The following is a 13407-nucleotide window of genomic DNA, read 5'->3' on the forward strand; positions in this document are numbered from 1 at the left end:
GGACCGCGAACGCCTTCAAGACAGGCGGCTCGCGAATGCCGGCGCGCGCGTCGTTGAGCGCCTGGCGGACCAGCACGGTCGCCAGGCGAGCGCCGTGTCGTCCGTGTCCGCCGTCCCGCCGCATTCAGGAACGACATCATGCATTCTCCCTTTCCGGGCAGCCTGCGCGCGGCCTTGTTGCGCACGGCCGGACCGTTGACGCTGGGGCTCGCCGCCTGCGCCGCCCAGGCCCAGACGCCCGCCCTGCTCGCCCCCGTGTCGGTCAGCGCGGACCGCGTCGACGACACGCTGGACGCGCCCGCCACGACGGGCTCCAATCTGGGCCTGACGCCACGGCAGACGCCGGCCAGCCTGGACATCATCACGCGCCAGCAACTGGAAGACCGCGGCGACGCCAACGTATCGGATGCCATCAGCCGCGCCGGCGCCATCAGCGCCATGCCGCATCCGGGCAATGGCCTGTCCGCGCTGTCCACGCGCGGTTTCACCGACAGCACGTCGGTCATGCGCCTGTACGACGGCCTGCGCCAATACGGCGGCGTGGGCGTGACGTTTCCGTTCGACACCTGGTCGATCGAGCGCATCGAAGTGCTGCGCGGCCCGGCGTCGGTGATCTACGGCGACGGCGCCATCGGCGGCGTGGTCAACGTCGTGCCCAAGAAGCCCACGCAAGGCCCGATACGCAGCGAGGTGCAGGCCACCGTGGGCACCGAGGACACGGCGCGGCTGGGCCTGGGCAGCGGCGGCGCGCTGACGGACCAGCTCTCGTACCGCCTGGACGTCAGCGGCAACCATACGGCCGGCTGGGTGGACCGTGGAGATTCGGGCGACGCCACCTTCTCGGGCGCCCTGCGCTGGGACGCCACGCCCGACCTGTCGTTCACGCTGAGCCATGCCTACGGCTACCAGCGGCCCATGCGCTACTTCGGCACGCCGCTGGTGGATGGCCGGCAACTGGAGTCCCTGCGCGACAAGAACTACAACGTGCGCGACAGCTTCATGCGCTTTCGCGACCAGTGGACGCAACTGGACGCGACCTGGACGCCCAACGACGCCACCACGCTGCGCACGCGCCTGTACCACGTGGGCAGCAAGCGCGACTGGCGCAACGCCGAGGCCTATGTCTACGATCCGGCCGCGGGCCTGATCGACCGCTCCGACAACACCGCCATCTCGCACGACCAGTCGCAGACGGGCCTGACCACCGACGCCACCTTCAAGGGCAAGCTGGGCGGCCTGGACAACACGCTGTCGGTGGGCTTCGACGTGAACCACAGCACGTTCAAGCACACGAACAATACCTACGTCGGTACCAGCGGCCCGGTCGATCCCTACGATTTCGACCCCGGTTATTTCGCCAGCGACGTCCCGTTCATTCCGCGCTACCGCAACAAGGCCGGGCAATACTCGCTGTTCGCCGAGGACCGCCTCGCGCTGACCCGGCAGTGGAGCGTGATCGGCGGCCTGCGCTACGACCATGCGCGCCTGCGGCGGCAGGACCTGGTGGCCGGCCAGCAGGTGCTGGACCGCACGTACTCGGACATCGGCTGGCGCGTGGGCACGGTCTACGATATCCAGCCCGAGCTGTCCGTCTACGCGCAGTACTCCGAGGCGGCCGATCCGGTCGGCGGGCTGCTGATGCTCAGCCCGTCGAACGCCGACTTCGACATGTCGCGCGGCAAGCAGGTCGAGGTGGGTGTCAAGCAGGGCTTCTGGAATGGCCGCGGCGAATGGACGCTGGCGGCCTATCACATCCGCAAGTCCAACCTGCTGACGCGCGACCCCGCCGATCCCAGCCTGCGGGTGCAGGTCGGCGAGCAATCGTCGCGCGGGCTGGAGGCCTCGCTGGCGATGGCGTTCGCGCCCGGCTGGAAGCTGGAAGCCAACGCCACCGTGCTGCGCGCCAAGTACGACGACTTCACCGAGTCGGCCGGCGGCGTGGCGGTGTCCCGCGAAGGCAAGGTGCCGCCCAACGTGGCCGAACGCCTGGCCAACCTGTGGCTGAGCTGGAACTTCCAGGCGGGCTGGACGGCGATGGGCGGCCTGCGCTACGTGGGCAAGCGCTACGCCGACAGCGCCAACACGCTGGAACTGCCGTCGTACACCACCACCGACCTGGCGTTGCGCTGGGACATGAGCCGCGACACCACCGTCAGCCTGCGCGGCTACAACGTGTTCAACCGGGCCTATTTCACCACGGCCTATTACACGTCCACGCAATGGCTGTACGGCGCGGACCGGCGCGTCGAGCTGACGCTGAACCACCGCTTCTGATCCGGGAGGGACGGCCATGACGGACATCGGCGCGCGCGCCCGGCGGCTGACGTATCTGGTGCACCGCTGGACCGGCGTGGCCGGCTGCGTGCTGATGGCGTTGTGGTTCGCCAGCGGCGTGGTCATGCTGTATGTGGGCTATCCCAAGCTGACGCCCTGGGAGCGGCTGGGCGCGCTGCCCGCGTTGTCCGCGCGGGACTGCCGCGCGACGCCCGCCGCATTGCCGGGCGGCGGCGCCCATGCGGTGCTGACGTCCATACGCGGCCAGCCGTATTACGTGGAGGACGATGCGCGAGGGGTTCCTCGGGCCTACTCCGCCACGACGGGACTGCCGGCGCGGCCGGTCGACGCCGGCAGTGCGGCGGCCGCCGCGCTGGCGTTCCTGCCTGGCGCGTCGATTCGCGGCCAGGACGAAATCCGGGAGGACCGCTGGACCCACTCGCGCGGGCTGGACCCGCACCGCCCCCTGTACCGCATACAGTTGCAAGGCCCCGAGCCGGGCACGCTATACGTATCGTCCGCCACCGGCCAGGTGGTGATGGACGCGCCCCTGGCGCAACAGCGCTGGAACTACGTCGGCGCCTGGCTGCACTGGCTGTACCTGTTCCGCAACCAGCCAGTCGACCCTGTGTGGTCATGGACGGTGATCGTGCTGTCGGCCTTCGGTACCCTCAGCGCGGGCACCGGCATCGTGGTGGGCGTCTGGCGCTGGCGCTTCCGGGGCCGCTACAAATCCGGGTCGCGCTCGCCGTATCGCGAAGGCTGGATGCACTGGCACCACGTGGTGGGGCTGGCGTTCAGCGGCATCCTGTTCACGTGGATCTTCAGCGGCCTGATGTCCATGAATCCGCTGGGGGTGTTCTCCCCGGCGCACGGCCGGCCTGACGTGGCGGCCTATCGTGGCGGACCCGGCGGCGGAAACGACGGCGTGCTGCAGGATCCCGCCGGCATGCTGCGGGCGCTGGGCGACCAGGGATTCCAGGCGGTGGAGCTTCAATGGCGGCGGCTGGACGGCACGCCCTACGTACTGGCCTACGACGCGGCGGGCGCCAGCCGGCTGGTGCTGGACAACGGGCACGGTCAGGCCCGCATCGCTGCGCAATGGACCGCGGGCCAGTTGCTGCCGGCCGCGCGCAAGCTGTTCGCCGCACCGGTTTCAGCCGACCGGGTGCTGGACCGCTACGACAATTACTACTATCAGCGCCAGCCGGAAGCCATGAACGGCGCGCAACCGCGCGGCCTGCCCGTGCTGCGCCTGGACTTCGCCGACGCGGGCGCCACGCGCGTCTACATCGACCTGCGGACCGGCGACGTAGCGGCCAGCCTGGACCGCTCGCAGCGCGTGGGCCGCTGGCTGTTCAACTTCCTGCACAGCTGGGATACGCCCGCCCTGCTGCGGGATGGCCGGCTGCGCGACCTCGCGCTGATCGTGCTGAGCCTGGGTGGCCTGATCATTTCCCTCACCGGCATCGTGATCGGCTGGCGGCGGCTGCGCACCTGGTTTTCCAGGCTGCCGGCGTCACGAGGAAGACACCGCAGGGCATGACAATAGCCGGCGCGGATGCCCTTCGGGCCAGACCGATTTGCCGCCATCGCGATCCTCGCCCTACAATCCGCGCTGAACTTTCCCCCGCCCCGCCTACCCATGTAAAGCCGCTGCCGACCTCTCTGCCTGGATGCTCTCCAGCCCCTGATTCCAGAGGTCGGTCGCCGCGGCGACGGCGGCGCATGCCGCCCTCCACATGGCGGGCTCGCGCTCCCATTTCCTGCACGCATTCCGTCGGGCCCGCGCCTGGACGAAGCACGCATCGCCGCGCGGCTGGCATCTGCCCGCCCTCCGCTTCATCAGACACACGCAACCATCATGATCCTCCCCTCGCTGCGCCAGGACTGGCTGTCGAACGTCCGCGGCGACCTGCTGTCCGGCCTGGTCGTCGCCCTGGCGCTCATCCCGGAAGCCCTGGCCTTTTCCCTGATTGCCGGCGTCGATCCCGCCGTCGGCCTGTACGCGGCCTTCAGCATCGCCGTCGTCACGGCCATCACCGGCGGCCGTCCCGCCATGATCTCGGCCGCCACCGGCGCGGTCGCACTGCTGATCACCTCGCTGGTGAAAGACCACGGCGTGCAGTACGTGTTCGCCGCGGCCGTGCTGGCCGGCCTGTTCCAGATCGGCGCCGGCCTGCTGCGGCTGGGCGGCCTGATGCGCTTCGTCTCGCGTTCGGTCATCACCGGCTTCATCAACGCGCTGGCCATCCTGATCTTCCTGGCCCAGATCCCGGAACTGACGGCCGGCCCCGCCGCCGTCTACGTCCTGGTGGCGGCCGGCCTGGCCATCATCTACCTGTTCCCGTACGTCACGAGGGCCATTCCCTCGCCGCTGGCCTGCATCATCCTGCTGACCATCGTCGCCGTCGCCATGGGCCTGCCCGTGCGCACGGTGGGCGACATGGGCGCCTTCCCCGGCAGCCTGCCGTCGTTCGCGCTGCCCGACGTGCCGCTGTCGCTGGACACGCTGCGCATCATCCTGCCCTATTCGCTGGCCATCGCGGTGGTCGGCCTGCTGGAGTCGCTGATGACGGCCTCCATCGTGGACGATTTCACCGATACCTCCAGCGACAAGAACCGCGAGTGCCGCGGCCAGGGTTTCGCCAACATCGTGGCCGGCTTCCTGGGCGGCATGCCCGGTTGCGCCATGATCGGCCAGTCCATCATCAACGTGAAGTCCGGCGGCCGCACCCGCCTGTCCAGCCTGACGGCGGGCGTCGTGCTGCTGATCCTGGTCGTGTTCCTGGGTCCGTGGGTCAAGCAGATCCCGATGGCCGCGCTGGTGGCCGTGATGATCATGGTGTCGATCAGCACTTTCGACTGGCGCTCGTTCCGCAACCTGGTCACGCATCCGCGCAGTTCGTCGTTCGTGATGCTGACCACCGTGGCGGTCGTGGTCTTCACGCACAACCTGGCGCTGGGCGTCGGGGCCGGCGTGCTGCTGAGCGCGGTGTTCTTCGCCTCGAAGGTGCAGCGCATCCTGCGGGTGGAGTCGGCGCTGGAAGACGAGGGCCGGACGCGCCGCTACAGCGTGCGCGGCCAGGTGTTCTTCGCGTCATCCGAGTCGCTGGCCGGCGAGTTCGATTTCAAGGAGGCCGTGCCGCGCGTGCTGCTGGACCTGTCGCATGCGCACTTCTGGGACATCACCGCCGTGGACGCGCTGGACCGCGTGGTGCACAAGTTCCGGCGCAACGGCATCGAGGTGGACGTGCGGGGACTGAACCGCGCCAGCACCACGATGGTGGAGAAGTATGCAACGCATGACAAGCCCGGGAAGGCGACCGCGCCGGGGCATTGAAGCCTCTTTTTCAGCGGCGCGGCACGCCAGCCCGTCGCCCCGCTGGATTCGCTCGTCAGCGCCGCCCCGCATACTGCTCGCCGCCATCCAGGTCGATGACCGTGCCGCTGAGATACCCGGCGCGCGGCGAGCAGCCGAACACCACCAGGTCGGCCACTTCGGCGGGTTCCATCAACCGGCCGAACGGCAGGTCGCTCAGCGTTTCCTGCCAGCGCTGCGCGTCGCCCCAGCGGGCTTCGGCGCGTTGCCGCGCCATCGTCAGCACGCGATCGGTGCGCGTGCGCGCGGGATTCACGCCGAACACCCGCACGCCGTGGTTCGGCCCCTCGCCGCCCATTGCGCGCGTGAAGCCGATCAGCGCGGCGTTGCCCGCCGCGCCCGCGATGTAATCCGCGCGCGGATTGGCGCCGCCCATGCCGATCACGTTGGCGATGACGCCGGCATTCGCCTGGCACATCTGCGGGTAGTAGACCCGGGCCAGCGCGATGTAGCCGTGCACCTTCAGTTCCCAGCCGGAGCGCCAGCGCGCATCGTCGACCTGTTCGAGCGAGCCGGCGGGAATGGCGCCCGCGTTGTTCACCAGGATGTCCAGTCCGCCGGCCTTGTCGGCCAGGCGCTCCGCCGCGTAGGGCTCGGCCAGGTCGCACGCGATGATGTCGACCTGCACGCCCGCCTGCTTGGCCACCTGGCCCGCGGCCTCGGCCAGCCCCAGCGCATCGCGCGCCACCAGCACCGGCCGCGCGCCTTCGCGGGCGAACGCCACGGCGCAGGCCAGCCCGATGCCCTTGGATGCGCCGGTTACCAGCACACGCTTGCCATTCAACTGCAGATCCATGGAGCCGTCCTTGTCGAGGATGAATTCCGGGAGAAGTGCGGCACGAGTTGCGGCATACGGCATACCCGCCGCCCTGTCCCAGGCCTTGCGGTAAAGACGCAGGATAACGCGAGTCAAGCGCCTCTGGCCAAAAGCCCGCCCGGCCCATGAAGACATGACAAGGCACGCCCCCAAGAAAGGAGGCCCGCTCCAACCGGACCGGGCCTCGCCGTGCGCTGGGACGACGTCGTGCGGGGGAATGCCGGAATCGGCTGGATCAGTACGGGCTGGCCGTGGGACGCACGACGATCTCGTTCACGTCCACGCCCGCCGGCTGGTCGATCGCGAACGCAATGGCGCGGGCGATCGCGTCCGGCGTCATCGCCACGCTGCGGAATTCACGCATCGCGGCCTGCGCGCCTTCGTCGGTGATGGTGTCGGCCAGCTCCGACTCGACCACGCCGGGGCAGATCACCGTCACGCGCAGCTTGTCCGTTTCCTGGCGCAGCCCATCGGAAATGGCGCGCACCGCGAACTTCGTGGCGCTGTACACCGCGCAGCGCGGCCACACCGCCAGTCCGCCGATGGACGAGATGTTGATGACCTGGCCCTCGCCCTGCCGCTCCATGATGGGCAGCACGGCCGCGATCCCGTGCAGCACGCCGCGGATGTTGACGTCGATCATGCGGTTCCACTCGTCCAGCTTCAGCGCGTTCAGCGGCGACAGCGGCATCACGCCCGCGTTGTTGACGATGACGTCGATGCGGCCGAACGTGTCCATCGCGTACTGCGCGAAGGCGGCGGTGTCCTGCGCCGACGTCACGTCCAGGGCTCGGTAATGAACCGACTTGCCGGCCTCGCCCAGCGCGTCGACCAAGGCGGCCAGCCGGTCGGTGCGGCGCGCGCCGATCACCAGGCGATGGCCCTGCGCCGCCAGCAAACGTACCGCGCCTTCGCCGATCCCGCTGCTGGCGCCGGTGATGAGGATGACCTTGGATTGGGATTGGGTAACCATTTGCACACTCCTATCGATCGCTCCAGGCAGGGTACCCAGCCGCACGATTGCGGCGGTTTCCTGCCCTGGGGTTGAGCCGGCCTTGCGTATCAAGAGCCTGTGACGAAATGGTAGAAGCGATGGCTTGCCCGGCGAATACCTACGACGACTCGATGCTTGCCCATTCCTATCAAAAGGCTCGTTTTCCATCCTTGCCTCCGTCTACAATGGAGCCACGCCGCAGACACGGAGACACCACGTGAAAAGCACCACCCCGGCATCCCTGCGCATGACCGACATCCTGATGCGCCTGGCGCCCAACGAGGGCTACACCCAGTCGGCGCTGGACAGCGTGCGCCTGATGCGCTCGAACCGGCCGCTGGCTCGCACGCCCGTGCTGTACGAGCCCAGCATCGTCATCGTGTGCCAGGGCCGCAAGCTGGGCTTCCTGGGCGACGAGATGTATGTGTACGACGCGCAGCAGTACCTGGTGCTGTCGGTGCCACTGCCCTTCTCCACCGAGACCATCGCCAGCGAGGACGAGCCGATGCTGGGCGTGGCCATCCGGCTGGACCTGCTGGAACTGAGCGAACTGATCACCGAGCTCGACCATGCCGGCGGTCCGGCGCAGGGCGCGCCGGTGGGGATCGTGTCCACGCCGCTCGATGAAGACCTGGCCGATGCCACATTGCGGCTGTTGCGCGCGCTGGCCTCGCCCCTGGACGCCCGGATACTGGGGCCGGCCATCGTCAACGAGATCTGCTTCCGGGTGCTGACGGGCGCCCAGGGCGTCGCCATGCGCGCGGCGCTGGCGCACAACGGTCGGTTCGGGCGCGTGGCCCGTGCCTTGAACTGCATCCATGCCGATCTCGCGCAGCCGCTGACGGTGGCGCAACTGGCGAAGGAGGCCGGAATGAGCGTACCGGCATTCCACGCGAACTTCCGGACGGTGACGCAGACCTCGCCCATCCAGTACATCAAGTCGACGCGCCTGCATCAGGCCCGCCTGCTGATGATCCGCGACGGCCTGACGGCGGCGGGCGCGGCGGCGAAGGTGGGGTATGAAAGCCCCTCGCAGTTCAGCCGGGAGTTCAAGCGCTTCTTCGGACGCACGCCGTCGGATGAAGTCCGGGATATGCGCGTGACGTTCAGCCTGTCGCCGGCAACGAAGCTGGAGGATCTGGAGTGGCGCGGCGAAGCCGCCGAGGAGGCCGCCGCGAACTGATCCTTCAGCCGGCGCCATCCACGCTCATCACGCCAGAACAGGCCCGCGCCGCCGGCAGAAAATGGAACAGTGCGTCTTATGAGACGCGCCAAGCGGCCAAATTCGCCATGCTAGGATCGTCCTTCCCCTGGTTGCCCGGCGCGTCGATCATGAGCTCGCGGCCTGAGCCGACGGCCCGAGGGCAACCACCTGATCCACTTGCTGCATGAAGATCCGGCCATGAAAAAACTCCTCATCACCTGCCTCGCACTGGCGGCCTCGCCCGTGATCGCGGCCCCCGTCACGTACAACCTCGATCCCTCGCACACCTACCCCAGCTTCGAAGTCGACCACTTCAACGGCGCATCGGTGTGGCGCGGCAAGTTCCTGAAAAGCTCGGGCAAGGTGGTGATCGACCGCGCCGCCAAGACGGGCAGCCTGGAAGTCGAGATCGACACCGCCACCGTCAGCAGCGGCGACGCGGACCTGGACAAGGAAATCGTCAGCGACAAGATGCTGGACGTGGCGAAATTCCCCAAGGCCGTCTACAAGAGCAAGAAGTTCACCTTCAAGGGCGACGTCCCGACGAAGATCGAAGGCGAGTTCACGCTGCACGGCGTGACCCGCCCGCTGACGCTTACGCTGAATTCGTTCAAGTGCTATGAAAATCCGATCCTGAAGCGCGAAGTGTGTGGCGCCGATGCCCACGCCGAATTCAACCGTGCCGACTACGGCGTCAGCTTCGGCAAGGAATGGGGTTTCCAGATGTTCACGCGCCTGCAGATCCAGGTGGAGGGCGTCAAGGCGGACTGATCGCCCCGGCTCCATTGAAACGGCCCCCGCACGTTGGATATTGCGCCAACGTGCGGGGGCCGTTCAGCTTGCGCCGCCCCAGGCGGCACGGAAGGCTCCCCCGCGATAACAACACCCCGCGTACGCATGAAGCGCCCGCGCTTGCCGAACGCTCGCGAACCGGCGTAAATTGGCCCCGTCGAAAAAGGCAGACTTGGTGTGGTCCAGCCCAAGTCCTTCCACCTCCCGGAAGCTCTGTCCATGCCCGCGCATGAGTCCCACGACGAACCGCCACGCGATCCCGCGTGAGTCCTGTTCGTCGGTGCGGTTCTCAAGACAACGAACTGTTCTGGTCGAACGGCCATTCCATTCCGAGGTCTCTCATGCACGATTCGATTTCCCATGACGTCATCATTGCCGGCGCCGGCCCCGTCGGGCTGTTCCTGGCCTGCGAGCTGCGCCTGGCCGGTGTCTCGGTATTGGTGCTGGAACGAGCCGGCAATCCGGACACGCCGCTGAAACGGCTGCCGTTCGGCATGCGCGGCCTGTCGGTGGCGACGCAGCAAGCCCTGGACCGGCGGGGTTTGCTGGCGGACGTCGCGGCCTGCCGGCCCGGCCAGGCGTCCGCCCCGCAAGACCGCGCGCCGCTGCCGCCCTGGATGCGGCAGCCCCGCCTGCTGGCGGGCCATTTCGCCGGCATCCCGATCCATCGGGACCAGGTGGACCCGTCCCGATGGCCGTATCGCCTGCCCGATGCCGAAGCAGGCATGCTGGTCAGCGACATCGCGCATATCGAACAGGTGCTGGCGGCCCGCGCCGTGACGATGGGCGCGGAGATACGGCGCGGCGCCGGCGTCTCGGCGGTCGCACAAACCGAAGACCATGTCACGGTGCAAGCGGGGGGACAGGCCTTCCATGCCCGTTGGCTGGTGGGATGCGACGGCGGCCGCAGCATGGTGCGCAAGTCGGCGGGCTTCACGTTCGAAGGCACCGATCCGGAATTCACCGGCTATTGCGCGGATATCGCCCTGGCGGATCCCGACGCCCTGGCGCCGGGCCGGCATCACACGCCCACGGGCATGTACACCTACCAGCGTCCGGGCTTCGTCACCCTGGTGGATTTCGATGGCGGCGCATTCCATCGCAGCGGACCGCTGACGCGGGAACACGTGCAATCGGTGCTGCGCCGGGTATCCGGGGTGGACGTCGAGCTCGTCGCGCTCGGGCTCGCCACGACGTGGAGCGACCGCGCCTTCCAGGCCACGGCCTATCGCCAAGGCCGCGTGCTGCTGGCCGGAGATGCCGCGCACACGCATTCGCCGCTGGGCGGCCAGGGCCTGAACCTGGGGTTGGGCGACGCCATGAATCTCGGCTGGAAACTGGCCGCCACGATCCACGGCGCCGCGCCACCGGGCTTGCTGGACAGCTACCCATCAGAGCGCATGCCCATCGGGGCGCGGATACTGGACTGGTCGCGCGCGCAGGTCGCCCTGCTGCGGCCCGGCGCAAGCTCGCGCGCGCTCGGGGCCATCCTGCGCGATCTCATCGAGACGCGCGATGGCGCAACCTATTTCGCGCAACGCCTGTGGGGCGTGTCATTGCGTTACGAACTGGCTGATGCCCATCCGCTGGTGGGCCGTAGCGCACCGGACTTCGTGCTGGCAGACGGCACCCGGCTGGCGACACACCTGCGCCATGGCAAAGGCTTGCTGCTGGATTTCAGCGTTCGGGCGCCCTTGGCGGACATGGCGCGGCGCTGGGACGGCCGCATCGGGTATGTGTGCGGCGAAGCGGCAGACACCTGGGGCTTGAGCGCCGCGCTGGTGCGCCCTGACGGCATCGTCGCCTGGGCAGGCGAAGGAGAGCCGGACCAGACGGCCGCCTCGGCGGCGATCGAGAACGGGTTCGGGCTGCCGTAGCGCCAGCAGCGCCAGCGCGGCGCCTTCCGGCCAACAGGCACGTCAATGCGACGACACGTACACCGCGTCCGCGAAGGCTTCCGGAATGGCGAAGCTCTCGCGCATGCGCCTGGCCTCGGCCGCGGGCGTCGCGCCGAACAGGCGCTTGAACTCGCGGTTGAACTGAGACGGGCTGGTGTAGCCCACCGCGTAACCCGCCGCCTCGGCGGTCAGGTCCTGGCGCACCATCAGCAAACGCCCTTGATGCAGCCGGGTCGATTTCACGTACTGCATCGGCGACACCTGCGTGATCGCCTTGAAGTGGCTGTGGAAACTGGGCACGCTCATGCCCGCCTCTTCGGCCAGCAGCGCCACGTCCAGGGGCTGCGCGTACCCGGCATGGATACGGCGCAAGGCGCGGCCGATCCTGCCGAAATGCCCGCGCATGGCCAGCGCCTGCCGCATCGCCGCACCCTGTTCGCCCGTCAACACGCGGAAATACAGTTCGCGCAGCAGGCCGGGGCCCAGCACGGCGGCCTCCAGCGGACGGCTCATGGCCTCTAGGAAGCGCAGCACCGAGGCCTGCATCGCCTGGTCCATCGGCGTGGACATCATGCTCCGCGGCGCTTGCGCCTTGCCGTCCGCGCCCTGCAGGTCGATCCGCTCGGCCAGCTCGGCCGCCATCGTGAAATCCAGGTGCAGATACAGCGCCAGCAAGGGATGGTCCGCCGTGGCCTCGGTCTCCATGCTGAAAGGCACGGGCACCGACACGGCCAGATAGTGCCGCTCGTCGTACAGGTACAACTGCCCGCCGAAGTAGCCGCGCTTGCGGCCCTGGCAGACGATGACGATGCCAGGGTCGTACAGCACCGGCGTGCGCGGCAGCGCGCGGTTCGAACGCAGGATGCGCACGCTGGGCAGGGTCGTCAGGTTGTAGCCCTCGTCGGGCGCCAGGGCGTGCAGCAGCGCGATCATGCGCTGCTGGCCGACCAAGGGCGGCGCGCTCGTCGGCATCTTGGCGGGACGTTTTGCGCTCATAGCTTTATGCAAGATAAATAGCGAATCCTGGATTCATTGGCTTGATGCACATAATTATTATGCATTCTTCAATCTAGATATCGGAGAAATCCAGATGGCATCCCAAAAGATCCTGCTCATCACGGGCGTCAGCAGCGGCTTTGGCCGTGCCCTGGCACAGGAAGCATTGGCCGCGGGCCACACCGTGGTCGGCACGGTACGGAACGAGCAGGCACGGCAGGAATTCGAGGCCCTGTCCACGACGGCCCACGCGCGCCAGCTGGACGTGACCGACTTCGACGCCATCGACGGCATCGTGGCCGGCATCGAAGCCGGCATCGGCCCCATCGACATATTGGTCAACAACGCCGGCTACGGCCATGAAGGCGTCATGGAAGAATCGCCGCTGTCGGAAATACGCCGGCAGTTCGACGTGAACGTGTTCGGCGCGGTCGCCATGATGAAGGCCGTGTTGCCCTTCATGCGGCAGCGCCGGCGCGGACACATCCTGAACATCACCTCGATGGGCGGCCACATCACCATGCCCGGCATCACCTACTACTGCGGCAGCAAATTCGCGCTGGAAGGCATTTCCGAGGCGCTGGGCAAGGAAGTGGCCTCGCTCGGCATCTCGGTGACGGCGGTGGCGCCGGGCTCGTTCCGCACGGACTGGGCGGGCCGCTCGATGGCCCGCACGCCGCGCTCCATCGCGGACTACGACGCGATCTTCGATCCCATCCGCCAGGCGCGCGAGGAAAAAAGCGGCAAACAGTTGGGCGATCCGGCGAAGGCGGCGCGGGCGATGCTGGCGGCGATCGATGCGGATCGACCGCCCGCGCATCTGTTGCTGGGCAGCGATGCCTTGGGCCTGGTGCGGGGCAGGCTGACGGCCTTCGCGCGGGAGATCGAGCAATGGGAAGCGCTGACGATTTCGACCGATGGTTGATACAGAGAGCGTTTTCCCGGGAGGTCTTCCCTGCGTGGACGGCGTACGGCCGACGTCGCGGCGCTGCCCCAGCTCCATGGCGGAAGACCCGGCGAGGGATGAACTGAAGTCGCTCTTGAACCAGC

At 68.2% G+C, this 13407-nt stretch carries 10 protein-coding genes; 7 read left to right on the forward strand and 3 right to left on the reverse strand.

The genetic code is table 11. The features are described 5' to 3' along the window. Positions 1–138 precede the first annotated feature (138 nt). The 3 genes from A6745_RS23850 to A6745_RS23860 all read left to right on the forward strand — a co-directional run bounded on the left by A6745_RS23850 (position 139) and on the right by A6745_RS23860 (position 5617). A complete protein-coding gene (locus tag A6745_RS23850; RefSeq protein WP_066132830.1) occupies positions 139–2274 on the forward strand; it encodes a TonB-dependent receptor in 2136 nt (711 codons plus the stop codon). Positions 2275–2290: 16 nt separating this feature from the next. Then, positions 2291–3820, forward strand: coding sequence for a PepSY domain-containing protein (locus tag A6745_RS23855; protein ID WP_066132834.1), 1530 nt, complete (start codon positions 2291–2293; stop codon positions 3818–3820). A gap of 318 nt (positions 3821–4138) precedes the next feature. Further along, positions 4139–5617, forward strand: coding sequence for a SulP family inorganic anion transporter (locus tag A6745_RS23860; protein ID WP_066132837.1), 1479 nt, complete (start codon positions 4139–4141; stop codon positions 5615–5617). Between the two features lie 55 nt (positions 5618–5672). On the opposite strand, the gene A6745_RS23865 is transcribed toward A6745_RS23860, so the two are convergent. Further along, positions 5673–6452, reverse strand: coding sequence for an SDR family oxidoreductase (locus A6745_RS23865; RefSeq protein ID WP_066132840.1), 780 nt, complete (start codon positions 6450–6452; stop codon positions 5673–5675). A gap of 256 nt (positions 6453–6708) precedes the next feature. Further along, on the reverse strand, positions 6709–7446 hold the full coding sequence (locus tag A6745_RS23870) for an SDR family oxidoreductase (RefSeq protein WP_066132843.1): 738 nt from the start codon (positions 7444–7446) through the stop codon (positions 6709–6711). 268 nt (positions 7447–7714) lie between these two features. Between A6745_RS23870 and A6745_RS23875 the strand changes: the two genes are divergently transcribed. From A6745_RS23875 to A6745_RS23885, 3 genes are all read left to right on the forward strand, one after another. After that, entirely contained in the window at positions 7715–8650 is a 936-nt protein-coding gene (locus A6745_RS23875) for an AraC family transcriptional regulator (RefSeq protein ID WP_066133206.1), read from the forward strand. A gap of 219 nt (positions 8651–8869) precedes the next feature. Then, positions 8870–9442, forward strand: coding sequence for a YceI family protein (locus tag A6745_RS23880; RefSeq protein WP_066133212.1), 573 nt, complete (start codon positions 8870–8872; stop codon positions 9440–9442). Positions 9443–9804: 362 nt separating this feature from the next. Further along, positions 9805–11340, forward strand: a complete 1536-nt coding sequence (locus A6745_RS23885; protein ID WP_066132846.1) for an FAD-dependent monooxygenase — start codon at positions 9805–9807, stop codon at positions 11338–11340. Positions 11341–11382: 42 nt separating this feature from the next. On the opposite strand, the gene A6745_RS23890 is transcribed toward A6745_RS23885, so the two are convergent. Further along, positions 11383–12294 (reverse strand): AraC family transcriptional regulator, encoded by a 912-nt coding sequence (locus tag A6745_RS23890; RefSeq protein ID WP_156513532.1) that lies wholly within the window; start codon positions 12292–12294, stop codon positions 11383–11385. Positions 12295–12451: 157 nt separating this feature from the next. Here A6745_RS23890 and A6745_RS23895 point away from each other — a divergent pair, with 157 nt between their 5' ends. Continuing rightward, entirely contained in the window at positions 12452–13282 is an 831-nt protein-coding gene (locus A6745_RS23895; RefSeq protein WP_066132848.1) for an oxidoreductase, read from the forward strand. Positions 13283–13407 lie beyond the last annotated feature (125 nt).

The organism is Bordetella ansorpii (assembly GCF_900078705.1).
In the GTDB taxonomy this organism is placed as follows: domain Bacteria; phylum Pseudomonadota; class Gammaproteobacteria; order Burkholderiales; family Burkholderiaceae_B; genus Bordetella; species Bordetella ansorpii_A.

What these genes read in the sequence shown, in the direction of transcription:
- A6745_RS23850 (WP_066132830.1), top strand. Translation starts at nt 139, where the DNA reads ATGCATTCTCCCTTTCCGGGCAGCCTGCGCGCGGCCTTGTTGCGCACG.
- A6745_RS23855 (WP_066132834.1), top strand. Translation starts at nt 2,291, where the DNA reads ATGACGGACATCGGCGCGCGCGCCCGGCGGCTGACGTATCTGGTGCAC.
- A6745_RS23860 (WP_066132837.1), top strand. Translation starts at nt 4,139, where the DNA reads ATGATCCTCCCCTCGCTGCGCCAGGACTGGCTGTCGAACGTCCGCGGC.
- A6745_RS23865 (WP_066132840.1), bottom strand. Translation starts at nt 6,452, where the DNA reads ATGGATCTGCAGTTGAATGGCAAGCGTGTGCTGGTAACCGGCGCATCC.
- A6745_RS23870 (WP_066132843.1), bottom strand. Translation starts at nt 7,446, where the DNA reads ATGGTTACCCAATCCCAATCCAAGGTCATCCTCATCACCGGCGCCAGC.
- A6745_RS23875 (WP_066133206.1), top strand. Translation starts at nt 7,715, where the DNA reads ATGACCGACATCCTGATGCGCCTGGCGCCCAACGAGGGCTACACCCAG.
- A6745_RS23880 (WP_066133212.1), top strand. Translation starts at nt 8,870, where the DNA reads ATGAAAAAACTCCTCATCACCTGCCTCGCACTGGCGGCCTCGCCCGTG.
- A6745_RS23885 (WP_066132846.1), top strand. Translation starts at nt 9,805, where the DNA reads ATGCACGATTCGATTTCCCATGACGTCATCATTGCCGGCGCCGGCCCC.
- A6745_RS23890 (WP_156513532.1), bottom strand. Translation starts at nt 12,294, where the DNA reads ATGATCGCGCTGCTGCACGCCCTGGCGCCCGACGAGGGCTACAACCTG.
- A6745_RS23895 (WP_066132848.1), top strand. Translation starts at nt 12,452, where the DNA reads ATGGCATCCCAAAAGATCCTGCTCATCACGGGCGTCAGCAGCGGCTTT.